General features: G+C 58.6%; 22 protein-coding genes and 2 pseudogenes. 9 read left to right on the top strand and 15 right to left on the bottom strand.

Annotated elements, in window-relative coordinates; genetic code table 11:
- Positions 1–9: 9 nt before the first annotated feature.
- Together ACIQU2_RS05625 and ACIQU2_RS05620 are read right to left on the bottom strand one after the other, a co-directional pair.
- A complete protein-coding gene (locus ACIQU2_RS05625; protein ID WP_347802653.1) occupies positions 10–393 on the bottom strand; it encodes a PaaI family thioesterase in 384 nt (127 codons plus the stop codon).
- Positions 393–2,717 carry a Tex family protein gene (locus ACIQU2_RS05620; protein ID WP_403139293.1) on the bottom strand — a complete coding sequence of 775 codons (2,325 nt, stop codon included), beginning with the start codon at positions 2,715–2,717 and terminating at the stop codon, positions 393–395. The genes ACIQU2_RS05625 and ACIQU2_RS05620 overlap by 1 nt, the downstream gene beginning before the upstream one ends.
- Positions 2,718–3,078: 361 nt before the next feature.
- Here ACIQU2_RS05620 and ompR point away from each other — a divergent pair, with 361 nt between their 5' ends.
- Entirely contained in the window at positions 3,079–3,819 is a 741-nt protein-coding gene (gene ompR / locus ACIQU2_RS05615; RefSeq protein WP_027922237.1) for a two-component system response regulator OmpR, read from the top strand.
- Between the two features lie 101 nt (positions 3,820–3,920).
- The gene (locus tag ACIQU2_RS05610) at positions 3,921–5,234 is read left to right on the top strand and encodes an ATP-binding protein (protein ID WP_347802652.1); all 1,314 of its coding nucleotides are present in this window, start codon (positions 3,921–3,923) and stop codon (positions 5,232–5,234) included.
- 89 nt (positions 5,235–5,323) lie between these two features.
- Here the strand turns inward: ACIQU2_RS05610 and rimK are convergent, their stop codons facing one another.
- The 3 genes from rimK to ACIQU2_RS05595 all read right to left on the bottom strand — a co-directional run bounded on the left by rimK (position 5,324) and on the right by ACIQU2_RS05595 (position 7,502).
- On the bottom strand, positions 5,324–6,229 hold the full coding sequence (rimK, locus tag ACIQU2_RS05605; protein WP_134419496.1) for a 30S ribosomal protein S6--L-glutamate ligase: 906 nt from the start codon (positions 6,227–6,229) through the stop codon (positions 5,324–5,326).
- A complete protein-coding gene (locus tag ACIQU2_RS05600; protein ID WP_235992871.1) occupies positions 6,226–6,645 on the bottom strand; it encodes an ATP-dependent zinc protease in 420 nt (139 codons plus the stop codon). Before ACIQU2_RS05600 ends, rimK begins: the two co-directional genes overlap by 4 nt.
- A 77-nt stretch (positions 6,646–6,722) precedes the next feature.
- Positions 6,723–7,502, bottom strand: coding sequence for an EAL domain-containing protein (locus ACIQU2_RS05595; protein ID WP_347802651.1), 780 nt, complete (start codon positions 7,500–7,502; stop codon positions 6,723–6,725).
- Between the two features lie 116 nt (positions 7,503–7,618).
- Here ACIQU2_RS05595 and ACIQU2_RS05590 point away from each other — a divergent pair, with 116 nt between their 5' ends.
- Complete coding sequence (locus ACIQU2_RS05590) at positions 7,619–8,026, top strand: RNA-binding S4 domain-containing protein (protein WP_403139287.1); 408 nt, start codon at positions 7,619–7,621, stop codon at positions 8,024–8,026.
- Positions 8,027–8,131: 105 nt separating this feature from the next.
- On the opposite strand, the pseudogene ACIQU2_RS05585 reads toward ACIQU2_RS05590, so the two are convergent.
- Positions 8,132–8,227: pseudogene (locus ACIQU2_RS05585) on the bottom strand (phosphoesterase); the annotation flags it as partial.
- A 104-nt stretch (positions 8,228–8,331) separates the two neighbouring features.
- Between ACIQU2_RS05585 and hslO the strand changes: the two are divergent.
- A complete protein-coding gene (gene hslO / locus ACIQU2_RS05580; protein ID WP_008149293.1) occupies positions 8,332–9,234 on the top strand; it encodes an Hsp33 family molecular chaperone HslO in 903 nt (300 codons plus the stop codon).
- Positions 9,235–9,415: 181 nt separating this feature from the next.
- Positions 9,416–10,957: pseudogene (locus ACIQU2_RS05575) on the top strand (phosphoenolpyruvate carboxykinase).
- 75 nt (positions 10,958–11,032) lie between these two features.
- Here ACIQU2_RS05575 and ACIQU2_RS05570 read toward each other — a convergent pair.
- The 6 genes from ACIQU2_RS05570 to ACIQU2_RS05545 form a co-directional block, all read right to left on the bottom strand.
- Positions 11,033–12,304 carry a type II toxin-antitoxin system HipA family toxin gene (locus tag ACIQU2_RS05570; protein WP_403139284.1) on the bottom strand — a complete coding sequence of 424 codons (1,272 nt, stop codon included), beginning with the start codon at positions 12,302–12,304 and terminating at the stop codon, positions 11,033–11,035.
- Positions 12,301–12,795, bottom strand: coding sequence for a helix-turn-helix domain-containing protein (locus ACIQU2_RS05565; protein ID WP_403139282.1), 495 nt, complete (start codon positions 12,793–12,795; stop codon positions 12,301–12,303). The genes ACIQU2_RS05570 and ACIQU2_RS05565 overlap by 4 nt, the downstream gene beginning before the upstream one ends.
- A 218-nt stretch (positions 12,796–13,013) precedes the next feature.
- Complete coding sequence (locus ACIQU2_RS05560; RefSeq protein WP_403139399.1) at positions 13,014–13,367, bottom strand: DUF1493 family protein; 354 nt, start codon at positions 13,365–13,367, stop codon at positions 13,014–13,016.
- A gap of 229 nt (positions 13,368–13,596) precedes the next feature.
- A complete protein-coding gene (locus tag ACIQU2_RS05555) occupies positions 13,597–13,893 on the bottom strand; it encodes a hypothetical protein (RefSeq protein WP_123367054.1) in 297 nt (98 codons plus the stop codon).
- A 387-nt stretch (positions 13,894–14,280) separates the two neighbouring features.
- Entirely contained in the window at positions 14,281–15,408 is a 1,128-nt protein-coding gene (locus ACIQU2_RS05550) for a hypothetical protein (protein WP_403139279.1), read from the bottom strand.
- A gap of 93 nt (positions 15,409–15,501) precedes the next feature.
- Complete coding sequence (locus ACIQU2_RS05545) at positions 15,502–15,765, bottom strand: hypothetical protein (RefSeq protein ID WP_347802647.1); 264 nt, start codon at positions 15,763–15,765, stop codon at positions 15,502–15,504.
- Between the two features lie 309 nt (positions 15,766–16,074).
- Here ACIQU2_RS05545 and ACIQU2_RS05540 point away from each other — a divergent pair, with 309 nt between their 5' ends.
- From ACIQU2_RS05540 to ACIQU2_RS05525, 4 genes are all read left to right on the top strand, one after another.
- A complete protein-coding gene (locus tag ACIQU2_RS05540) occupies positions 16,075–16,578 on the top strand; it encodes a polysaccharide deacetylase (RefSeq protein WP_403139275.1) in 504 nt (167 codons plus the stop codon).
- Positions 16,579–16,707: 129 nt separating this feature from the next.
- A complete protein-coding gene (locus ACIQU2_RS05535) occupies positions 16,708–18,642 on the top strand; it encodes an ATP-dependent DNA helicase RecQ (RefSeq protein ID WP_403139273.1) in 1,935 nt (644 codons plus the stop codon).
- Positions 18,643–18,744: 102 nt separating this feature from the next.
- On the top strand, positions 18,745–19,971 hold the full coding sequence (locus ACIQU2_RS05530; RefSeq protein WP_403139269.1) for a 3-hydroxyacyl-CoA dehydrogenase NAD-binding domain-containing protein: 1,227 nt from the start codon (positions 18,745–18,747) through the stop codon (positions 19,969–19,971).
- Between the two features lie 30 nt (positions 19,972–20,001).
- Positions 20,002–20,421, top strand: coding sequence for an acyl-CoA thioesterase (locus ACIQU2_RS05525; RefSeq protein ID WP_403139267.1), 420 nt, complete (start codon positions 20,002–20,004; stop codon positions 20,419–20,421).
- Between the two features lie 69 nt (positions 20,422–20,490).
- Here ACIQU2_RS05525 and ACIQU2_RS05520 read toward each other — a convergent pair whose 3' ends face one another.
- From ACIQU2_RS05520 to fdhD, 3 genes are all read right to left on the bottom strand, one after another.
- A complete protein-coding gene (locus ACIQU2_RS05520; RefSeq protein ID WP_347802642.1) occupies positions 20,491–20,979 on the bottom strand; it encodes a glycine zipper domain-containing protein in 489 nt (162 codons plus the stop codon).
- 355 nt (positions 20,980–21,334) lie between these two features.
- A complete protein-coding gene (locus ACIQU2_RS05515; protein ID WP_403139263.1) occupies positions 21,335–23,683 on the bottom strand; it encodes an FdhF/YdeP family oxidoreductase in 2,349 nt (782 codons plus the stop codon).
- A complete protein-coding gene (gene fdhD / locus ACIQU2_RS05510; protein ID WP_403139260.1) occupies positions 23,680–24,519 on the bottom strand; it encodes a formate dehydrogenase accessory sulfurtransferase FdhD in 840 nt (279 codons plus the stop codon). The genes ACIQU2_RS05515 and fdhD overlap by 4 nt, the downstream gene beginning before the upstream one ends.
- Positions 24,520–24,588: the final 69 nt, after the last annotated feature.

Here is a 24,588-nt window from a genome sequence, read left to right as displayed (position 1 = left end):
GACATCTAGCTACAGGACAGCGAACGTGCCTTGTGCTTTTGCGACCAGTTTATCGCCCTGCATCACGTCAGCCTCGACCACCAACGTGCGGCGGCCCGGGTGAATGACCCGCGCCGTACACATCACTTCACCGTCAGAAACAGCGCGAATGTAGTTGATCTTGCATTCAATGGTCGCGCTCTGCTGGTCAAAACCATGGGTGCTGGAGCAGGCCAGCCCCATGGCAATGTCCACCAGACTGAACAAGGCCCCGCCGTGCAGCTTGCCACCGCGATTGCGCAGCTCTGGCGCAAGCCCGAGGGCGACTTGCGCCACCCCGGTCTCCAGACTGTGCATGCGACACCCCAGCAACTTGAAAAAAGCGCTTTCGGTCAGCCCGGCAGGGATGTCCATCAGCGTTTCTTCAACTGCTTGGCGTTGGCGAACAGCGAAGCCATGGCGTTGTTGGCCGGGGCCGCCGCCGTGGTTTCTTTACGCGGTGCGTTGTTCTGGGATTGGCGTGGCGCCGAACCCGGACGTGCACCACGGGCACCATCGATTTTCTCGCCCGGCGTGTCGCTCATGCGCATCGACAGGCCTACGCGTTTACGCGGGATGTCGACTTCCATGACCTTCACTTTCACCACGTCGCCGGCCTTCACCGCTTCGCGCGGATCCTTGATGAACTTCTCCGAAAGCGCGGAGATGTGCACCAAACCGTCCTGATGCACGCCGATGTCGACGAAAGCACCGAAGTTGGTCACATTGGTCACCACGCCTTCGAGGATCATGCCCAGTTGCAGGTCCTTGAGGTCTTCGACGCCTTCCTGGAACTCGGCGGTCTTGAACTCGGGACGCGGGTCGCGACCGGGTTTTTCCAGCTCTTGCAGGATGTCGGTGACCGTTGGCAGACCGAAGGTTTCGTCGGTGTACTTTTTCGGATCAAGACGCTTGAGGAAGCTGGCGTCACCGATCAGCGAGCGAATGTCGCGGTCGGTCTCAGCGGCGATGCGCTGAACCAGCGGATAGGCTTCCGGGTGAACCGCGGACGAATCCAGCGGGTTGTCACCGTTCATGACGCGCAGGAAGCCAGCGGCTTGTTCGAAGGTTTTCTCGCCCAGACGAGCGACTTTCTTCAACGCTGCACGGGTTTTGAACGCGCCGTGCTCGTCGCGATGGCTGACGATGTTTTGCGCCAGGGTCGCGTTGAGGCCGGAGATGCGGGCCAGCAACGCCACGGAGGCGGTGTTCACGTCCACGCCCACGGCGTTCACACAGTCTTCGACGACAGCGTCCAGGCCGCGTGCCAGTTTCAGCTGCGACACGTCGTGCTGGTACTGGCCGACGCCGATGGATTTCGGGTCGATCTTCACCAGCTCGGCCAGTGGATCCTGCAGACGACGGGCAATCGACACCGCGCCACGGATCGACACGTCGAGGTCCGGAAATTCCTTGGAAGCCAGTTCCGACGCCGAGTAAACCGATGCTCCGGCTTCGGAGACCATGACTTTGGTCATCTTCATGGCTGGGTATTTTTTGATCAGTTCAGCGGCCAGCTTGTCGGTTTCGCGGCTGGCGGTGCCGTTGCCGATGGCGATCAGGTCCACTGAATGCTTGGCGCACAGGGCAGCCAGAATCGCGATGGTCTGGTCCCATTTGTTGTGCGGCACGTGCGGGTAAACCGTGGCGTGATCCAGCAGCTTGCCGGTGGAATCGACCACGGCGACCTTGCAACCGGTGCGCAGGCCCGGGTCGAGACCCAATGTGGCACGCGGGCCAGCCGGTGCCGACAGCAGCAAATCGTGCAGGTTGTGCGCAAACACGTTGATTGCTTCGGTTTCCGCGCCATCGCGCAGTTCGCCCAGCAAGTCGGTTTCCAGGTGGGTGTAGAGCTTGACCTTCCAGGTCCAGCGCACCACTTCGCCCAGCCATTTGTCGGCGGCGCGGTTTTGGTTCTGGATGCCGAATTGCTGACCGATCATGCCTTCGCACGGGTGCATGGCGCCCGGCAGTTCGTCGCCGACTTTCAGCGCAGAACTCAGAATGCCTTCGTTGCGGCCACGGAAAATCGCCAGCGCGCGGTGCGACGGCATGCTTTTCAGCGGTTCGTCGTGTTCAAAGTAGTCGCGGAACTTGGCGCCTTCCTCTTCCTTGCCGGCGATCACGCGGGCACTCAGAGTCGCTTCCTGCTTGAGGTAGCTGCGCAGCTTGTCCAGCAGGCCGGCGTCTTCGGCGAAGCGTTCCATCAGGATGTACTTGGCGCCTTCAAGGGCAGCCTTCACATCGGCGACGCCTTTTTCGGCATCGACGAAGCGCGCGGCTTCAGCGTCTGGCGTCAGGGTCGGGTCGTTAAACAGGCCGTCGGCCAGCTCGCCGAGGCCGGCTTCCAGGGCGATCTGGCCCTTGGTGCGGCGCTTCTGCTTGTACGGCAGGTACAAGTCTTCGAGGCGGGTTTTGGTGTCGGCGAGTTTAATGTCGCGTTCAAGTTGCGGGGTCAGCTTGCCTTGTTCCTGGATGCTGGCAAGGATGCTGATACGCCGTTCGTCGAGTTCTCGCAGGTAGCGCAGACGCTCTTCCAGATGACGCAGCTGGATGTCATCGAGGCTGCCGGTCACTTCTTTCCGGTAGCGGGCGATGAAGGGCACCGTGGAGCCTTCATCGAGTAGCGCGACGGCCGCTTCGACCTGTTGTGGGCGTACGCCGAGTTCCTCGGCGATGCGGCTGTTGATGCTGTCCATAAAACCACCTGACAAATTGTGAAAGCAGGCTCGCAGGCGCAGAGATAAGGGCTCGGCGAGTCTGGTTGAGCGGCCTGGCCTGCGCCGCTACCTGGATCAACAGGTATCCCGTTGACCCGTGAAATCGAACAATTACTGCCTGCGCCATGAAAATAAAAAACGGCCACCTACAGTAATGATCAGACGTTGCCTGACACAAAAGGCCGCGCATTATAACCAGCGTTCTGTCATTCGGGGGCATCGCAGGCTGTAGGCATAAAGACCGGATTTCTGGCGGTGAAGGAAAAATCTGCTAACAATGCACACGGTGCGTATAACGACAGCTACGCCATAATGCGCGCCGAGATCAAAGGAGCATCTAATGAGCAGCACTGCAAACATTGCTGAAGGCGAAAAAATTCTTATTGTTGACGACGATCCAGGGCTGAGCAGCCTGCTGGAACGTTTTTTCGTCAGCAAGGGCTATCGCGCCCGCGCCGTCCCGAACACTGAACAAATGGATCGCCTGCTGGCGCGTGAAGTGTTCAACCTGGTGGTCCTCGACCTGATGCTGCCCGGCGAAGACGGCTTGACCGCTTGCCGCCGCCTGCGCACCGCGAACAACCAGATCCCCATCATCATGCTGACCGCCAAGGGCGATGAGCTGAGCCGCATCAAGGGCCTGGAGCTGGGTGCCGACGATTACCTGGCCAAGCCATTCAACCCGGACGAGCTGATGGCTCGTGTCAAAGCGGTCCTGCGTCGTCAATCGACTCCTGTGCCGGGCGCACCGGGCAGCGAAGACGAAAGCGTGACCTTCGGTGACTACGAGCTGTCCCTGGCCACCCGCGAGCTGAAGCGTGGTGACGAAGTGCACATGCTCACCACCGGTGAGTTTGCGGTGCTCAAGGCGTTGGTCATGAACGCCCGTCAGCCACTGACCCGCGACAAGCTGATGAATCTGGCCCGTGGCCGCGAGTGGGACGCCCTGGAGCGCTCCATCGACGTACAGATTTCCCGTCTGCGCCGGATGATCGAGCCCGATCCATCCAAGCCGCGTTACATCCAGACGGTCTGGGGCGTGGGTTACGTGTTCGTTCCGGATGGCGCCGCCACCAAGTGATCGGCGATTTGTAGGAGCGGGTCTTGCGGACGATTGTCCGCAGACTCGCGATCCGCAATATGCGAGCATCGCTCGCTCCTGCAAGTGTGTAGCGGTTATCCATGAAAACCCCCGTTTGGTTCCCCCAGAGTTTTTTCTCCCGCACCCTGTGGCTGGTGCTGATCGTCGTCCTGTTCTCCAAGGCGCTGACCCTGGTTTATCTGTTAATGAACGAAGACGTGCTTGTGGACCGCCAATACAGCCACGGCGTCGCCCTGACGCTGCGCGCCTATTGGGCTGCCGATGAAGAAAATCGTGAGAAAATCGCCGATGCCGCGACCCTGATCCGGGTGGTGGGCGCGGGTGTGCCGGAAGGCGAGCAACACTGGCCTTACAGCGCGATTTATCAGCGGCAGATGCGGGACGAATTGGGTGACGACACTGAAGTGCGATTACGCATGCACTCGCCGCCGGCCCTGTGGGTCCGGGCGCCAAGCCTGGGCGATGGCTGGCTGAAAGTGCCGCTCTATCCGCATCCGTTGCGCGGCCAGAAAATCTGGAATGTGCTCGGCTGGTTCCTCGCGATCGGTCTGCTGTCCACCGCCTCGGCATGGATCTTCGTCAGCCAGCTCAATCAACCTTTGAAGCGACTGGTCTATGCCGCACGGCAACTCGGCCAGGGTCGCAGTGTGCGCCTGCCGATCAGTGACACGCCGAGCGAGATGACCGAGGTGTACCGCGCCTTCAACCAGATGGCTGAAGACGTTGAGCAGGCCGGTCGGGAGCGCGAGCTGATGTTGGCCGGGGTATCACACGACCTGCGTACCCCGCTGACCCGTTTGCGCTTGTCCCTGGAGCTGATGGGCGACCACAGCGACCTGACGGACGACATGGTTCGCGACATCGAGGACATGGACGCGATTCTCGATCAATTTCTGGCGTTCATCCGCGATGGACGCGACGAGTCCGTGGAAGAGGTGGACCTGAGCGATCTGGTGCGCGAAGTCGCAGCGCCCTACAACCAGAATGAAGAGAAAGTGTGCCTGCGCCTGGAGCCGATTCAGCCGTTTCCGTTGCGTCGGGTGTCGATGAAGCGGCTGTTGAACAACCTGATTGGCAACGCCTTGCATCATGCCGGCAGCGGTGTCGAAGTGGCTGCTTATGTGTCCGGCGATACCAGCGCGCCGTATGTGGTGCTGAGTGTCATGGACCGTGGGGCGGGGATTGATCCGTCCGAGCTGGAGGCGATTTTCAACCCGTTCACTCGGGGTGATCGTGCACGCGGCGGGAAGGGGACCGGGTTGGGCTTGGCGATCGTGAAGCGGATTGCTTCGATGCATGGCGGGAATGTTGAACTGCGTAACCGTTCTGGCGGCGGGCTGGAAGCGCGGGTGCGGTTGCCGCTTGGGTTGATGTTGCCTAGAGACGCTGTGTAACGGCCGAAAAAAAGATCGCAGCCTTCGGCAGCTCCTACAGGGTACGCATTCCCATGTAGGAGCTGCCGAAGGCTGCGATCTTTTCGCTTTCAGCCTTTACCTTTGGTGCGCGTCATATTCGGCCCACCATTCTTCTCCAGATGCTCAATGATGATCCCCGCCACGTTCTTGCTGGTGGTGGTTTCAATCCCTTCCAACCCCGGCGACGAATTCACTTCCATCACCAGCGGCCCGTGATTGGAACGCAGGATGTCCACGCCCGCCACTGCCAAACCCATCACCTTCGCCGCACGCAATGCCGTCATGCGTTCTTCCGGTGTGATCTTGATCAGACTGGCGGTGCCACCACGATGCAGGTTGGAGCGAAACTCCCCAGGCTTGGCCTGGCGCTTCATCGCCGCGATCACCTTGTCGCCGACCACGAAGCAGCGAATGTCCGCCCCGCCGGCTTCCTTGATGTATTCCTGAACCATGATGTTCTGCTTCAGGCCCATGAACGCCTCGATCACCGACTCCGCCGCCGTCGCCGTTTCACACATCACCACGCCGATGCCTTGAGTGCCTTCCAGCACCTTGATCACCAGCGGCGCGCCGTTGACCATCTCGATCAAGTCGGGAATGTCATCCGGGGAGTGCGCAAAACCGGTGACTGGCAAACCGATTCCCCGGCGCGACAGCAATTGCAGCGAGCGTAGTTTGTCCCGCGAGCGTGCGATGGCCACCGATTCATTGAGTGGAAAAACGCCCATCATTTCGAACTGACGCAACACCGCGCAGCCATAAAACGTCACAGACGCGCCAATCCGCGGGATCACCGCATCGAAACCTTCCAGCGGCTTGCCGCGGTAGTGGATCTGCGGCTTGTGGCTGGCGATGTTCATGTAGGCGCGGAGGGTGTCGATCACCACCATTTCATGGCCACGCTCGGTACCGGCTTCGACCAGACGACGAGTGGAATACAGACGCGGGTTCCGCGACAGCACAGCGATCTTCATGCAACACCTGTGGAGGAGGTAGATACCGGGAACACCGGCTTGTCTTGTACGTATTTAATGCCCGGATTGACCACCAACTGGCCGTCGATCAAGGCTTTGGAACCGAGTAACAGGCGATAACGCATGGACTTGCGGCAGGCGAGCGTGAATTCGACCCGCCAGACCCGATCACCGAGGGCCAGGGTGGTGCTGACCACGTAACGCATCTGCGCGTGGCCGTTGGAGCTTTTGATGGTTTTCATCGTCACCAGGGGTGCTTCGCAGCGCCGGTGACGCAGTTGCACCACCGTGCCCAAGTGAGCAGTAAAGCGCACCCACTGTTCCCCGTCGCGCTCGAACGGTTCGATATCGGTGGCATGCAGGCTGGAGGTGCTGGCGCCGGTGTCGATTTTTGCGCGCAGGCCCGCGACTCCCAAATCCGGGAGCGCCACCCACTCGCGCAGACCGACAACGGTCAAATGGTCAAATGTCTTCAATAGGAATAAACCAGCGATTAATGCGTCCAGGCCTCAGGCGTTACCTGAGCCAACGCTTTGAATGCAGGTTTGGCGAACCAGTAACCTTGCATCAGAAAAATTCCACAGTCCGCCAGGAAGTCCCGTTCTCCGGCGCTTTCGATCCCTTCGGCAATGACTGTAACGTTCAGCTCCGCACAGATTGTGACAATCCCTCGAACGATAGCCTGACGAACACGATCACGGTCGACATCGCGGATCAGTGCCATGTCGAGTTTGATCAGGTCCGGTTGGAAATCAGCCAGCAGATTGAGCCCCGAGTAGCCCGCGCCGAAATCGTCGATGGCGGTCTTGAAGCCGAATTCGCGGTATTCACGCAGAATATTGGTCAAATGGCGATAGTTATCTACGTGCTGGCTTTCCAGGGTTTCGAAAATCAACCGGTCGATGGGGAAGTTGTGTTTTTTCGCTGCTTCCAGCGTGCTGCGAATACACAGTTCCGGGCGGTACACGGCGTTGGGCATGAAGTTGATCGACAGATGCGTCTGCATCCCTAGATTCGCCGCGCCTTCAATGGCTCGGGTCCGACAGAGCTGGTCGAAGCGGTAGCGGTTGTCCTCGGTGATCTGATCGAGAACCGACAGTGCAGCCTCACCCTTTACACCGCGCACGAGTGCCTCATGGGCGAAAATCGACTGATCTCGCAAATCGACGATCGGTTGGTAGGCAAAGGTAAAATCGAAGCCCAGGGGCTCACTTTGCTGGCAACCCTGGCAACCGCCCTTTGGCGAGGTCAATGAAGACGGAAATATAGTCACTCGATTACTCCATGCCGGTGAGCCGGCCAAGAACACAGTCTATCTGGAGGGCCGAGTTCTTGCGCCCGACAGAAACGGTAGTACAGTTCCGACTATTCACCGAGAGAGGAATTCCAGTGGCACAAAAACAGGAAGAGGACGACAAGGTCCGTCTCGATAAATGGTTGTGGGCCGCGCGTTTTTATAAAACACGCGCCTTGGCCAAAGCGGCGATAGAAAGCGGCAAGGTGCATTGCCGGGGCGAGCGCTGCAAACCGGGCAAGGAGCCGAGGGTCGGCGACGAGTTTCAGATTCGCGCAGGGTTCGAGGAGCGCACGGTGGTGGTTCAGGCGCTGTCGATCGTACGCCGTGGCGCGCCAGAGGCTCAGGCGCTCTACGCTGAAACTGAAGCCAGCATCGCCAAGCGCGAGGCGGCTGCGGCCATGCGTAAGGCCGGTTCGTTGGGCGTGAGCACCGATGGCAAACCGAGCAAGAAGCAGCGACGGGATTTGTTCAAGCTTCGTGGAAGCAGCAACGACGAGTAGTCAGTTGCTTCTGTGTTGCCTGTGAAGCAGCCTTCGTCGGATCGCCGCCCGGGGCAAGCTCGCTCCCACAGGTATTGCGCAGTCCTTGTGGGAGCGAGCTTGCAGCCATAACCAGAAGGCCAGCAGCGCAAGAGGTAAGAAATTGCATAAAGCCAACCGGCGGCGGTTCCACCTTGCTTGGAACAAACCCGGATTGTTCATAAAATGCCTCTCATGGCTGAACGTCGCGCACCAAAATGGTGCCGCAGAGGCGCAATTTCTCGCTGTTTGAAATCATTTTGTCATTACTTCAGATACCCAGACCTATGACCGATTTACCGGATACCGACTACACCCAACGCTTCATCTTCGATGACAGCGACACCCGCGGCGAGCTGGTTGCGTTGGAGCGTAGCTACGCCGAAGTCCTCGCTAAACACCCGTACCCGGAGCCGGTTGCACAACTGCTTGGCGAGCTGATGGCGGCGGCGTCGTTGTTGGTCGGCACCTTGAAGTTCGATGGCTTGCTGATTCTCCAGGCCCGTTCCGAAGGCCCGATCCCGCTGCTGATGATCGAGTGCTCCAGCGAGCGCGAAATCCGTGGCCTGGCCCGATACGAAGCCGACCAGATCGCCCCCGACGCGACCCTCGCCGACCTGATGCCCAACGGCGTATTGGCGTTGACCGTCGACCCGACCCAGGGCCAGCGTTACCAAGGCATCGTCGACCTCGATGGCGAAACCCTGTCGGAGTGCTTCACTAACTACTTCGTGATGTCCCAACAAGTCGGTACGCGTTTCTGGTTGTACGCCGATGGTCGTCGCGCCCGTGGCCTGTTGCTGCAGCAACTGCCTGCTGATCGATTGAAAGACGAAGAAGAGCGCGCCGCGAGCTGGCAGCACATCACCGCGCTGGGCAGCACCCTGACCGCCGATGAATTGCTGAGCCTGGACAACGAAACCATCCTCCATCGTCTCTACCACGAAGAGCAGGTTCGTCTTTTCGATGTGCAGAAACTACGCTTCCGTTGCAGCTGCTCCCGCGAACGTTCTGCCAATGCGCTGGTCAGTTTGGGTCTGGAAGATGCCCAGTCGCTCGTGATCGAACATGGCGGCAACATTGAGATTGATTGCCAGTTTTGCAACGAGCGCTACCTGTTCGACGCCGCCGATATCGCTCAATTATTCGCCGGTGCGGGTGTTGATACGCCGTCAGATACCCGTCACTAAAACGGTTCAGCGCAGGTAAATTCACTGGTTTGTGCCGGAATAACGCCGTTACGACGGGAGGGCCCTACTATTTTTGGGCTTTTCTGGCATAATCCGGCCCACTTTTTTCGCGGTAGTAGTGCACGACTTTCTACTACAAAACGTTTGGAGCACACTCGGCCAATGGCCGACGGGGAACCTCATGACGCAAGCCAATAACGCCGTGTACACCGATCTGAGTGTTGATGATCTGGTTAAAGAAGCCCTGAGTCGCGGTGAAGGCGAGCTTGCCGATACCGGCGCGCTGGTTGTTCGCACCGGTCACCGCACCGGCCGCTCGCCAGTCGATCGTTTCATCGTTGAAGAGCCGACCACCCAAGCAGCCATTGCCTGGGGCCCGATCAACCGCAAATTCCCGGCCGACAAGTTCGATGCCTTGTGGGCTCGCGTCGAGGCGTTCAACAACGCGCAAGAGCATTTCGTTTCCCACGTGCATGTAGGTGCGTCAGAAGACCACTACCTGGCCGTGAAGATGACCACTCAGACTGCCTGGCAGAACCTGTTCGGCCGTTGCCTGTTCATCAACCCGCAAAAGTACAACCCGGCTGGCCGTGATGAGTGGCAAGTGCTCAACGTTGCCAACTTCGAGTGCGTGCCAGAGCGTGACGGCACCAACTCCGACGGTTGCGTGATCCTCAACTTCGCTCAGAAGAAAGTGCTGATCGCCGGCATGCGTTACGCCGGTGAAATGAAGAAAGCCATGTTCTCGGTGCAGAACTTCCTGCTGCCGGCTGCCGACGTCCTGCCAATGCACTGCGCCGCCAACATCGGCGAAGAGGGCGATGTGACCCTGTTCTTCGGTCTGTCCGGCACCGGCAAAACCACCCTGTCCGCCGATGAAAGCCGTTACCTGATCGGTGACGACGAGCACGGCTGGGGCGAAGGCGTTGTCTTCAACATCGAAGGCGGCTGCTACGCCAAGTGCATCGACCTGTCCGAGAAGAACGAGCCGGTCATCTGGAAAGCCATCAAGCACGGCGCAGTCCTGGAAAACGTCGTTATCGATGACGCCAAGCACGCCGATTACGACGATGTCAGCCTGACCCAGAACAGCCGCGCCGCCTACCCGCTGGAGCATGTTGCCAAGCGTTCCGAGAAAAACCTCGGTGGCGAGCCAAACGCTGTGATCTTCCTGACCTGCGACCTGACCGGCGTACTGCCGCCAGTGTCGATCCTCAGGGATTAACATGGGCCCAACCACTGCGGGGCCGGCTAACCCGCAGGGGTGGGCTGGACCTAAATGGGTTCCGGCAGCGGCATCAAGTCGACCTTCTCCACCTGCTTCGGCGCACCGTTCTTCCCGCGTCCGGCTGGCGAATACGCAGAACTGCTGATCAAGCGCATCCGCGGCTTCGGCTCCAAGGTCTACCTGGTCAACACCGGCTGGACCGGCGGTGGCTACGGCGTCGGCAAACGCTTCAACATCCCGACCACTCGCGGCGTGATCGCAGCGATCCAGAGCGGCGCGTTGATCGGTGCTGAAACCGAACACCTCGACACCATCAACCTGGACGTGCCGTTGGCGGTGCCGGGCGTTGAGACTGGCCTGTTGAACCCACGTAACACCTGGGCTGACAAGGCTGCTTACGATGAAGCGGCTAAAGCACTGGCTGGGTTGTTTGTTGAGAACTTCAAGAAGTTTGAAGTGAGCGACGCGATCAAGGCTGCTGGGCCGAATTTGTAAGATTTGGTTTGATGTGATGAAAAAGCCGCCTCTAGGGGCGGCTTTTTTATGGTCGAGAGAAGAGCAGTACGGAGGTCAATTGCCAGAGAGGCGAAACGCCGGAGCCATATTGTCTTGCTCACGCTTTGATAGCCCGATTGCGCCCGCTAGCGTTGGCCATTGGCTGACGACTCCTTGGAAGCTCTCAATAATTTCTTCCGCATCTGCACGACTGACCCGAAAGTATTCGGCCACTTCGCGAGCGAGTTCAAGATCCAGCGCGTTGTCGGCGTCTGTGATGTTGAGCTTCAATCCATCGGCGTGTGCTACCGGGTTCATGTCGTAGGCATCAGACAGACGCCATCCCCGGCCGGGGTCGAGGATAAAACCATGGTTGCGCAGGTGGTCATCGGTATTGGAGACCAAGATATTGAACACGATACGAGACCATAACTCGCGAAGATCTGCGTTGGTTTCTGAGCCGTGTTCCATGAGCACTTCTGCTAACTCAAGGTAGCTGGCACCTACCGATGCGTCGTCACCGTCAACACGGTCGGTCATGGTCATTGCTGAAGCAAAATGCAGTCGACCACCCTGTTCGGTGCGATCGAAGCGCTTGACCATGAAGCAGTGATGATCACTCGCGAAGCGGCGTGCGGTGCCGATCGCGACCCGTAAACCACAATGACTCGCCAAGGCATTCACCACCATTTCCCAACCGCCGACGTCATAGTCATCGCGGGTACTCGGGAACTTGGCTATCCATAAATGACCGCGCTCGTCAGCAACGCTGGCCTTGGGTCTGGCGCCACCTAATGAACCGCCAGGCGCTATCAGCATCCTCAGCCACTCGCGCCCATCGGGAGAGGTGTTGTCCGGATCGTTCTCCAAGGCACGACTTGCTTCTTCCAAGGCACGCAACTCGACGAAGGGTGGGGCTGCCAACCCGTTGCGATCATCCAGAAAATTTCCTTCGTCATTGAGCTTGTAGCGGATCGCTCCAACCCGATAGAGGTCATGAACGCCTAGAAGGAAATCTGACTCGTACAGCTTGGTGCCTTTAGGGGCCAACCCGTCACGGATGTCTCGTTCCAGCCGTCGCTTCATCAGCAATTGGCCCCATCGATCCGGGCTTGAATCGGCAAAAACGCCGAACCGGGTCTGATGTTGGCCAGGGAACTGCCGGCCCTCAAAGAGGCCGATTCGGGGATCCAGCGATGTGAAGTTCAACTCGGGATCGGCCAGAGCAGCAGTGTCGTACTCAAACTCAAATACGTTGGTGGAGCGAGCCTTTCTGGCATGGAGGAACCCAAGACGCCTTGGTCCGTTCAAGGATTCCCAATCGGCATACACCGCGATCCGTGTCATTTTTTACCCGTCGTAGGTTTGGGGTTTTTCTTGGTTAACAAATTGGATAAAGAGTGAGTGTTCAAAGGGAAATCAGCAGCAAGGTCCGATTTAGAGGTGGGACTTTCAAATGCCCCCGTCTCCCTGTCGCGAATAGGTGGCGATACCTTCGCTGGGGTTACGCTGCGTACTCGTTGGCGTTTACTGGCTGCGAGGTTTGCTCTTGGGGTTAATTGAGCGTCTTGCAGTTGGCGCCCCAGCTCATCCACTGCGGCGAGTTTGCTCAAGTCTTTCTCCAGGCCCAGCACCTGCATCACTGACAAATAAGCCCCGATTGTCACGCCAGATCCACCTGACTCTAGAGAGCGCAGTGTTGTCAGTGACATGCCAGCCCTCTCGGCAACCTGCTTGGCTGTCAGCTTGCGGCGTAACCGAGCGAGTTTGAGCCGCTCGCCAAACTCGGAGAGCAGCTTGGCTGCTGCTGGCAGGAGCGGCGCTGTTTTCTTAGCCATGTGCCATTATTCCTTCATTTTTAAGCCTAAACTGCCAGAATAATAGCACTTATGTATTGAGATGCTGGGCTAGCTCGACCAGTTGCGAAAAGCAGCCTGCCCTGTCCAGCCACTCCAGGTTTATGCGGTATGAGTAGGATTTGATCGATTGCGAAAACTGCCATTATTCCAACTGAAATATGGGTAAACAGCCAGAATAATGCCACTTAAGTGCTCGGTCAGATCTCTTCCAGAGCTTTGGTATCCCACCGTTGCACCTTGACCGCTTGGTAAAGCATGCCGATGGTCAGCGGGACTTTGTCGCCGCGACCCTTTGCCCGTCGCTTGAGATGCACATCAAACCCTTCGGGCTGAAAGTAGCGATAGGTGTCGTAGTCCACGAAGTCGATCCCAAACTGTTCTTCCAGTGCTTCCATCAAATGCTGCGCATCTGCGCCGTCACAGCCCAGGTCGAAGTTGATCGAGGCGGTGAGGCTGATGGTTTTGCGTTCGGGGAGACCGAGTTCTTCGTGCAGCAGCTGCATGAGCAGGTGCATGGCGTGGTCGTCGGGGAAGTTGGGGGCGAGGTTCATGGGGCGTCTTCTGTTCAGGGCCATTTCGTGAGGCGGATTAAGCCTGATCTTGCGATGTGTTGGATGTCGATCAGAGCAGCGAACATGGAATTCGCGGGAAGGCTGGCGCTCACCCCGTACGATCTCGTTCATTTGTTGCACGATTTCCATCAGCTCATCAAAAAATTTGCTCAAGGTTATCCCGTGGTTTTGATCGTTCCCACAGCGTGGGAACGATCTTCGCTCAACGTCAGGTTGGTGCTTTCCAGCCCATCATGCGTTGTTGCGCGACTTTCAGCAGGTCGCAGCCGTCCTGAGTCAACAGGTAGAGGGCGTGGGTGATATGCGGGATGTCTTCCACGTCACCGTTTTTGAAGCATTGGCAATGTAGGGTTTTGAGTAGGTCGCCGGAGGCTCGGATTCGCTGGAGGGCGGCTTCGAGAATGTCCTGGGGGTTGGCCTCTGTGTCGATGATCAGGGGTGGGGAATCGGTGAGGTTTGTTTGGAGGGGGCGGTAGCGATCGGGGAACGGGTTCAATTTATTCATAGTGAGAATTCTCAAGTGCATCAGGAGAAACCACCACCATCGTGACCAAGCGATGGGAGGCGGACTGTGTTCGGGTTGGTCAAACCGGTGAGAACTCACTTTGCCGGTACGCCCGAAGGCGTCCCGAACACAGCCACCATATAGCGTGCAGGCACTTGAAGTGCCGCAGCATACAACGGAAGCGGAATGAGTTCTCTATTCAGGTGACCAAGCCCGAGTCGCTGAATTAGCAGCGACAGCCCGACTATAGGTGTGAGCAGCCGGGCAGCGATAGACGACAAAGAGTCCCCGCTTGTAGGATCGGGCCGAACCTCGGCTAGGCCCTTTCTATAGGAATTTTCGCGACGAAATTTCTCGTGCTTTTCCGCCATCCCGCGCCCTACCACCTCAACGAATATGCTGATACGAAGCAACATCCAGCGGGCTAGTGGTCAGCCCGGTTGCCGGCGCGTAGATCGTGCCTTTCACTGCTGAGAACTTGACCCCATTACTACCCAGCGAAACGTATCGCTCGCCCTGGTCCAGCTCGGTGAAGTAGGTGTACGAGCACTTTTCCATCGCTTTGTATTTTTCGGTGGCGCTGGCCATGGTGTTGTGGTGGTTCTGCAAGTCGGCCGGAGTCAGGTTGAGGGTTTTGTTCAGCGGCACTCCCCAGCGCTTCAGGCACACTTCGGCAAAGTGGCGGACGACCAGGCCGGGTTCGGCCAGCGCTTTAGGGCCGCTGACACCATCTGCGGCGGCGTTGCCAACCAGCGTGCCATGGCGGCCAGGCATGGGATAAATGTGGGTTCGGGTGCCGGTGGCCGTTTGCGGGATGACACAGCTGAAGCCTTTGGAACGCTCGTCTCGGGCGTAGAAGCCGACGTATTCTTTTACATTGGCATTCAGTTTTACTTTGTCTTCCTGAAAGTTGCCGATGCCCGGTACCGGATCAATCGCAAAGATATTTACCGGGATGTTCTTCAGTGCGCTGTCCTTGAACATGGCATTGGCCAGCATATGGCAACTAATGCCGCCGCGGCTCCAGCCTACCAAGTTGACCTTGGTTGGAATAACGCCGTCCTTGCGAAACGTTTTAATGATTTGTTCTTGTAACTTCTGCTGGGTCACACTGCGGTCGCCGTAGTTATATTTACGCCACAGCCAGGAGCCTTCGACGATCACGTCTTCGATTGGAATGCCTGCAGCCTTCAGGCGGTTGTATTCGGTCTCGGTCAGTTTTTCACGTTGCCAGTCACATTGGCCTTTGATGATGTTGATGGCGTGCTTTACGTTCTCCTCCCAGCCCTTGCCGAACAGCGTGCCGCTCAGGCCGTAGTCCTTGGATTTGGTGAACAGCTCATCAGCTTGCAGGTTGCTGGTGCCTGGGCCGTCAATGACGATCCATTCGGCAAACTCTCGGCCAGCATGATGGGAGGCCAGTGCCGAAACCAGTTCGCCATTCCAGTAAGTTGGGTTTTGGTTGTCGAATTTAGTCGAGCCGGTACCGCAAAAGAAAATAGTTAATGTAGTCATTGTTGTGCTCTTGTTTGGTTTAAGAGCGTGCAGACTAGTTTGATTTATTTAGATAATGAAGTGGTTAGTTGTTGCTGGAATTGTGGCGAAGTTCTAATGTCCTATTCTTTGTTTGGCAACTTCTAGAAGCTCGCAACCATCCTGCGTTAGTAAATAAAGTGCATTCACTATATGAGGGATGTCTTTAACATCGGCCTGTTTGAAGCACAGACAATAAAGCGTTTCGAGCAAATCGCTGGCTGCGCGCAGGCGTTGGTGCGCTGCGTCGAGGACGGCACCCGTGCTGGCCGCGGTGTCGATGACGAGGACGGGCGTTTCGCTGTAGCTGGTTTTGAGTGGGCGATAGCGGTCTTGCATTTAGGTCAGTCCTGTAAGAAGTCGGGCAGTCTCGCCGGCAGGTCGACACCCTGTTTTCAGCCGCGCCGCAGACTATAGAAGGGCACGGCGCCGCGCGGCAATACGGCTGCGATGGACAGGTTTTGTAGGGGTTTTACCTGCCTTTTCGGATCGAGCCTACGCGTTTCCCGAGGTTTTTTACGCCTAAACCCTTAGACGGCAAATTTCCTACGGGTTTGTCAGGCGCAACGCATCAAACCTCTGTATGGTGCGCGCCAGAATCAGTAGGACGTTTCGAAACGTCCGTCCAACGCTTAAAGGGAATTAAGTATGCAATGGCTACGTATGGCCGCGATTTTGTTGCTGTGGGCCGGGATTTGTCGCGCAGCAGATGCTGCTGACGCCGGTAACTCGATGGTCCTGGCCAATATGGATCGCACCGGTTGGCCGGATTCGCTGACCAGTCAGGCGAGCATGGACACCGCTTTCCGTGCTGAAGTGCTGATGTTCGGCAAGGCATTGCTGGCCAGTGAAGCGCTGGACGAACAGAGCCTGAAACAACGACTGGGCGTGCAGGATGTGAAGCTCAAGTCGGTCAGGCAGGTGCGTGATGACTTATGGGACCGCTTGCTGATCACCTATCGCAGCGCCAGTCAGAACTGCGACAGCGAACCCTTCTGCCCCCGCGTGCGAAGCGTCGCTGATTTGCGTCAGTTGGCGGCAGCGTTCACCGGCGAAATCAGCCCCGCCCATGCCATTTGGGCAAGCAAGAGCCAAGTGTTTCACGAGCAGGCGCTTAATGAGCAGCTGCGAGTGGCGGTGTTGGTGCCGTAGCCTCATCGTCTGCTGACGATCGTTCGAAGCTGTATCATCCCGTATCGTTTTGGTCCCCGACCTTTTCTCGACTCGCTGCGTTTGCCGGCTAGGCTTTGGGCTTCGCAGCGGTCAACGGAGTGACAGCTTATGCACAACACCCTGGAACAGGTTTTCGGTTATCCACAGTTTCGACCCGGCCAGGAAGCGGCGGTCAGTGCGGTGTTGGCCGGGCGTTCGGCGGCGGCGATTTTCCCCACCGGCTCGGGCAAGTCCCTTTGTTATCAATTGCCAGCCTTGCTGCTGCCGCACCTGACATTGGTGGTCTCGCCGCTGCTGGCGTTGATGCAGGATCAACTGGCGTTCCTGAAGCGCCATGGCATTGCGGCGGGCAGTATCGATTCGGCCCAGAGCCGCGATGACGCTAGCGACGTGATGGCCCGGGCCAAGTCTGGCGAACTGAAGATTTTGATGATCTCCGTGGAACGCTTGAAGAACGAGCGTTTCCGCAATTTCTTGCAGCAGGTGCCAATCTCGTTGCTGGTGGTGGACGAGGCGCACTGCATTTCGGAATGGGGCCACAATTTTCGCCCTGACTACCTCAAGCTCCCCGACTATCAGCGCCAGTTCAACATCCCTCAGGCGCTGCTGCTGACCGCCACCGCGACACCCAAGGTGATCGCTGACATGGAGGCCAAGTTCGCCATTGCCCCCGAAGACGTAGTAACCACCGGTTTCTATCGGCCGAACCTCAATCTGCTAGTGGAACCGGTGCGCGGTCAGGACAAACGCCGACGCCTTGTCGAATGGATGAGCCAGCGTCCCGACCAGCCGAGCATTGTCTACGTCACCCTGCAGAAAACCGCCGAGCACATTGCCGAACATCTGTCCCGCAACGGCATTCAGGCGGAGGCCTATCACGCCGGTCTGCCCCACGAACAACGCGAAGCAATTCAGCGCCGGTTCATGGGTGGGCAGTCCAATTGCATCGTTGCCACCATCGCGTTCGGCATGGGCATCGACAAGAGCGACATCCGCAACGTGGTGCATTTCGACCTGCCCAAATCCATCGAAAACTACAGCCAGGAAATCGGCCGCGCCGGGCGTGACGGGCAGCCGTCCGACTGCCTGGTATTGGCCAACCGCGACAGCCTCAACGTGCTGGAAAACTTCGTCTACGGCGATACGCCTGAGCTGGATGGCATCCGCTATGTGCTCGACGAGTTGCAAGCCGCCGCACCCGAGGGGCAGTGGGAGTTTCTGTTGGGGCCGCTAGCGGACCAAAGCAACATCCGCCAATTGCCCCTCAAGACCTTGCTGGTGCAGTTGGAACTGCGCGGGATCATCGCCCCGCGTTACGCCTATTACGCCGAATACCGCTTCAAATACTTGCAGGAACCCGAGGCCTTGCTGGCCCGCTTCGAGGGTGAGCGCAAAGACTTCGTCGCAGCGATCATCCAGACCTCGAGCCGCGCACGGACCTGGGCCACAGTGAATTTCGATGCGCTGTATGAACAGCATCAGGCCGAGCGTAATCGGGTGGTGAAGGCACTGGATTATTTCCAGGAAAAGGGCTGGGTCGAGCTCGAAAGCAAGCAGATGACCGAGGTCTACAGCCTGCTGCAAACGGACTTCAACAGCCAGGCCCTGAGCACCGAGTTACACGCTTACTTCACTCGGCATGAGCGTACCGAGATCGCGCGGATTCACGCCATGCTGGATCTGTTCGCCACGGACCATTGCCTGGGTTATCGCCTGGCCGAGTACTTCGGCGATGAAAATGCGCCGCAGCAGTGCGGGCATTGTTCGGTGTGTCACGGGGACGTGGCGCGGTTGCCGACGCCACCGGAATTACCGGCAATTGTGGATAAACACTTCGAGGCGTTGTGCGGTGATTTTATCCACAGGCATGAGCAGCACACCGGCAACGTTCCGTCGGCGGAACGTGTGACGCGGTTTTTATGCGGCATCGGCGTGCCGCTGTTCACCAAGCTCAAGGCACGGTCGATTCCCGGGTTTGCGGCGCTGGAGGATTATCCGTATGCCGAAGTCCGGACGTGGGCCGAGGCGCATTTGCCGGCGTAGATCCATCCGCTGAATGTTGCTCATCACAGGAATAAATTTCAAAAATGCGCGGTGGCTGACTATGGTGAAGGCTGTCTTTGGATCGCCAACAAGAGAACAACTATGAGCCAGACACCGTTCACTATTCAGCGCGCCGCCGTCATTGGCGCAGGCACCATGGGCCGTGGCATTGTCATGTGTCTGGCCAACGCCGGCGTCCCGGTGCAGTGGGTCGATAACAACCCACAAATGCTTGAACAGGCGCTGGCCACCGTGGCGGACACCTACGCCCACAACGTGCGTCAGGGACGGATCGATCAGGCCGAAGCGGACGCTCGCATAGCACGGGTCACGGCGGCTGCTGATTATGCGGCGATCCGTGATGTCGATCTGGTGATCGAGGCGGTTTACGAAAACCTGGAGCTCAAGCAAAAGATCTTCCGCGAACTGGATGGCCTGCTCAAACCCGAAGCCATTCTGGCCAGCAACACGTCGGCGTTGGACATTGACGCCATTGCCGCGGCGACTCGCCGTCCGACACAAGTCCTGGGCCTGCATTTCTTCAGCCCGGCGCACATCATGAAGTTGCTGGAAATCGTCCGCGGTGCACAGACTTCGCCGGCGGTGCTCGAAGCGGCGCTGGAGCTTGGCAAGCGCATGGGCAAGGTCAGCGTGGTGGCGGGCAACTGCGAAGGTTTCATCGGTAATCGCATGCTCAATACCTACGTGCTTGAAGCGCGCAAGATGCTGCTGGAGGGCGCCTATCCCTATCAGGTGGATGCGGCGCTGCAAGGTTTCGGTTTTGCCATGGGGCCATTCCGCATGTACGACGTGGTCGGTGTCGACTTGGGATGGCGTGCTCGGGAGCTGGCGGGCAAAGGCCAGGACGCACCAGAGGTTCAGGTGGATAACCGTCTGTGCGAACTGGGGCGTTTTGGCCAGAAGAGTGGCAACGGCTATTACCACTACGAACCGGGCAGTCGACAGGCTGAGCACGATCCGGAAGTCGATGCGCTGGTGTTGCAGGTCAGCGAAGGGTTGGGCTTCCAGCGTCGCGAGATCAGCGCCGAGGAGATTCTGGAGCGCTGCCTGCTGGCGCTGGTCAACGAAGGGGCGAAGATCCTTCAGGAAGGCATTGCCGGGTCGGCGCACGACATCGATCTGGTCTACCTCAATGGTTATGGTTTCCCGGCGGACAAGGAGGGGCCGATGGCATGGGCGGATCAGCAAGGGTTGGCGGATATTCACCAGCGGTTGATGGCGCTTGAGACACGCCAAGGTGATCACTGGAAGCCGGCGCGCTTGATTGGCGAGTTGGAGGCGATGGGTAAAGGGTTTGCGGATCGGTAAACTTCATCCACTTCAATACGAGAACTGCGCATGAATCAACGCACCGACTACCCGCACTTCCAACCCATCACCACCCGCTGGCACGACAACGACGCCTATGGTCACGTCAACAACGTCACCTACTACAGCTTCTTCGACACGGCAGTGAACACCTACCTGATCGAAGTCGGCGATCTGGATATCCATGATGGCGAAGTGGTGGGCTTTGTGGTGAGTTCGGCCTGCGATTACTTCGCTTCCATTGCCTTCCCTGACCGGATCGAAATCGGTTTGCGGGTGGGCAAGCTGGGCAACAGTTCGGTGCAATACGAGCTGGCGGTGTTCAAGGCCGGGGAAGACGAAGCCTGCGCAGCAGGGCGCTTTGTGCATGTGTTTGTGGATCGGGCCTCTAATCAGCCGGTGGCGATTCCTGCCGGGTTGCGCGGGGCGCTGGAGCGGTTGGTGGTTTGACGGGCAAAAAAAATCGCAGCCCTTGGGCTGCGATTTTTTTGATCTACCGGTAAACGAGGTGATTCAACCTCAGTCGCGATAGCGATGTTTGTGCTTGCGATGCCCATAGGCATGGCCCCGACCCGGATGGCCGTCACGGTAGTAGCGACGATCATCATCATAACCACGACGATAGGAGCGACGATCATCGTCGTCATCGCTCTTGTTGCCCATGTAGTTACCCAGCGCGCCACCGGCGCCGCCGCCTGCTGCGGAGCCGATCAGGCTGCCGGTGGTGCCGCCCATGCTGCGACCGACCACGTTACCGCCTGCTGCGCCCAACGCACCGCCAATGGCTGCTTCGCCACGGCTGCGTTTGTCTGCGCCAACAGCACTACCACCCGCGCCGCCCAGGGCCGCGCCAATGGTGGAACCTGTACTGCCGCCTAGTGACTGACCGACGACCGAGCCCAGAACCCCGCCCAATGCGCCGCCCACACCTGCTTCGGTGGTGCCGCCGGCAGAAGCGAAGCCACTGACCAGGCCAAGGGACAACAAGAGAATCGAGGAGAACTTCATTAGAGGAACCTCAAGGGGATGACGGCGCGATCCTGAGGCTGTGTCATGGTCGTGACAATCGAAATCCGACGAGTAACACGACTTGAGCACATTTCTATAAGTTACTGTTTTTTAGCCGGAACTTAAGTGTTTTTCGCCGGTCTTTAGCTACTTCGGATAGGCCGTTTTCATGCAAAACGGCCTTTTTTGTGGGCGAAAGGAAAAGCAGTCAATTCGGAAATTCGTTGAATGCTCCACCGCTATCGCGAGCAAGCTCGCTCCCACATTAGATCTTCAGTGGGCATAGTATTTGTGTTCAATCAGGATCCACTGTGGGAGCGAGCTTGCTCGCGACGGGGCCAGTCTTGTCACTACGTTAAGCCGACTTGGCCATAATCAACCCAGTCGCACTCGCCGCTTCCAACCGGATCGCCACAAACTTCGATGTCGGCGTATGGCTGCCATCCCCGATGCTTTCCAGCGGCACCAGCGGATTCACTTCCGGATAGTAAGCCGCCGCTTGTCCGGCAGGGATATCAAACGCCAGCAGCGTAAAGCCCTTCACCCGACGCTCACGGCCATCATCCCAGATCGAAACGATGTCAGCCTTCTGCCCTGGTTTGAACCCCAGGCGAATGATGTCGGCTTCGTTGACGAACAACACATCACGCTGACCTTTCACGCCGCGATAGCGGTCATCAAGCCCATAAATCGTGGTGTTGTACTGATCGTGAGAGCGCATCGACTGCATGATCAGGTCCGGCAATACGCCGGTGGCGCGAGTGCGTTCGTGCACCAGATCTTTAGGCAGGGCATTCGGACGGAAATTGGCGCGCCCCGACGCGGTATTCCAGCGGCGAGCACCGGCGCTGTTGCCGAGGTAGAACCCGCCCGGGTTCTGGATCTTCTCGTTGAAGTCCTTGAAACCCGCAATGGTGTCGGCGATCAGGTCGCGGATGCGCCGGTAATCGGCCACCAGCCAGTTCCAGTCCACCGGTTTGCTGCCCAGGGTCGCGGCGGCGATGCCGGCGATGATCGACGGCTCAGAGCGCATCTGGTTCGACAGCGGCTGCAACTGGCCGTTGGAGGCGTGAACCATGCTGAACGAGTCTTCGACGGTCACCGCTTGCGGGCCTTCGGTCTGGATGTCGATGTCGGTGCGACCCAGGCACGGCAGGATCAACGCGTCTTTACCGTGCGCCAAATGGCTGCGGTTGAGCTTGGTGCTGATTTGCACGGTCAGGTCGCAGTTGCTCAGGGCCTGGAAGGTCCGTGAGCTGTCCGGGGTGGCTTGGGCGAAGTTACCGCCCAGCCCGATAAAGACTTTCGCGCGGCCGTCAGCCATGGCATGGATCGCCTCGACCACGTTGTGACCGTTTTCACGCGGCACCTTGAACTTGAAGCGACGCTCCAGGGAATCGAGGAACGCCACCGGCGGACGCTCGTTGATGCCCATGGTCCGGTCGCCCTGCACGTTACTGTGGCCGCGCACCGGGCACAGACCGGCGCCGGGGCGGCCGATGTTGCCGCGCAGCAACATCAGGTTGGCGATTTCCTGGATGGTCGCCACCGAATGGCGATGCTGTGTGATGCCCATCGCCCAGCACATGATCACGTTCTTGCCTTTGGCGTACATCCGCGCCGCTTGCTCGATTTCAACCAGCGTCAGTCCGGATTGTTCGACGATCTGCTCCCACGAGGTGTCGTCGACGATGCCCAGGTATTCCAGCACGTTGACACTGTGTTCATTGAGGAAGTCGTGGTCGAATACGGCCGGCTCACCCGCCTTCTGTGCGTCACGCTCCCACTGCAGCAGGAACTTGGCCATGCCGCGCATGATCGCCATGTCGCCGCCCAATGCCGGACGGAAGTACGCGGTGTTGGTCGGCTTGTCGCCGTTGGTGAGCATTTCGATCGGGTGTTGCGGGTGCTGGAAGCGTTCCAGGCCGCGCTCCTTCAAAGGGTTGATGCATACCACCTGAGCGCCGCGTTTCACCGCTTCGCGCAACGGTTCGAGCATCCGTGGGTGGTTGGTGCCAGGGTTCTGACCCCAGACAAAAATCGCGTCGGCGTGTTCGAAGTCGTCGAAGGTGACGGTGCCTTTGCCGACGCCGACACTTTGCGACATGGCCACACCGCTGGCCTCGTGGCACATGTTCGAGCAATCGGGGAAGTTATTGGTGCCGTAGGCACGCACGAACAATTGATACAGGTACGCCGCTTCGTTGCTGGCGCGGCCCGAGGTGTAGAACTCGGCCTGATCCGGGCTCGACAGCCCTTGCAGGTGTTTGCCGATCAGCGCGAAGGCCGCTTCCCAGCTTATGGGTTTGTAGCGATCGGTCTCGGCGTCGTAGCGCAGTGGCTCGGTCAGACGCCCCTGATATTCCAGCCAATAGTCACTTTGTTCCAGCAACGAGCTGACGCTGTGTTTGGCAAAGAACGCACCGTCGACACGGCGTTTGGTCGCTTCCCAGTTCACCGCTTTGGCGCCGTTCTCGCAGAACGCCACCATGCCGGCTTCGTTGGAGTCGCCCCAGGCGCAACCGGGGCAGTCGAACCCGCCGTTCTTGTTGGTCTTGAGCATCATGCGCAGGTTTTTCAGCGCGTTGTCGCTGGTCAACCAGGCCCGGGCAACGCTGGCCAGCGCGCCCCAGCCACCGGCTGGGCCTTTGTAGGGCTTGTAGCGAGGGACGGGTTTCTGGTCGGCTTGACGATGTTGACTCACGCTTGGTTCTCCGTCGCAGGGCTGTAGACCCGCGGCGCACTTTTCTGCGGCAGGTGGATGAGATTGAGGTTGTGGCGACGGGCCCATTGCACGGCTAGGCCCGTGGGCGACGACAGGCTGACCAGGGTCTGGATGCCTGCGCGCAACACTTTCTGGATCAATTCGAGACTGCAACGGCTGGTGACAATCGCCAGCCCGCCGGTGGTCGGGATCTTCTGACGGATCAGTCCGCCAATCAGTTTGTCCAGGGCGTTGTGTCGGCCGATGTCTTCGCGGCCAAGCAGCAATTGGCCCTGACTGTTCATAAACACGGCGGCGTGCACTGCGCCGGAGTACTGGCCAAGAGGCTGGAACGCACCGATGCGCTGACGCAAACCATCGAGCCATTCGGCGGGCGGCAAGGGGGCGCCGGGCAGTATCTTGAGGTCTGGCAAGGCCTGCTCCACCGCTTCCACACCGCAGAGTCCGCAACCGCTGGTGCCAGCCATTTGCCGACGCTGTTGCTTGAGGTTCCAGAAGGCGCGGTTGGCGATGGTCACTTGCGCGTATTGCGCTGAACCCGAGCCGCTGAGTTGCAGGTCATAAATGTCGGAAGCGTCTTCGATGATGCCGCTGCCGAGGCTGAAGCCGACGATGAAGTCTTCAAGATCGGTCGGCGTCACCAACATGACCGCCTGACTGATGCCGTTATAAGCGATCGCCAACGCGACTTCTTCGGCCAGCGCGGTGCTGGCTGATTCGGTGTCTTGAAGGTCGCAGTAACTGTACGTCTGGCTTGCGGCGGGCGCTGGCGTTTCGAGGGCTGGCGCCGCGCAGACAGGGTGCTTGGCGTTCATGAGGCATCACCGACGGTTTAGGCTGCTTTAAGCCTAGGCGCGTCAACTTGTCGCGTCTAATCGCTAATA

The sequence above is a fragment of the Pseudomonas sp. NPDC098740 genome (assembly GCF_044760065.1).
Classification (GTDB): Bacteria; Pseudomonadota; Gammaproteobacteria; order Pseudomonadales; family Pseudomonadaceae; genus Aquipseudomonas; species Aquipseudomonas rossensis.
The sequence above is the reverse complement of the archived record's forward strand: the minus strand, read 5'-3'. Positions and strand labels throughout refer to the sequence as shown.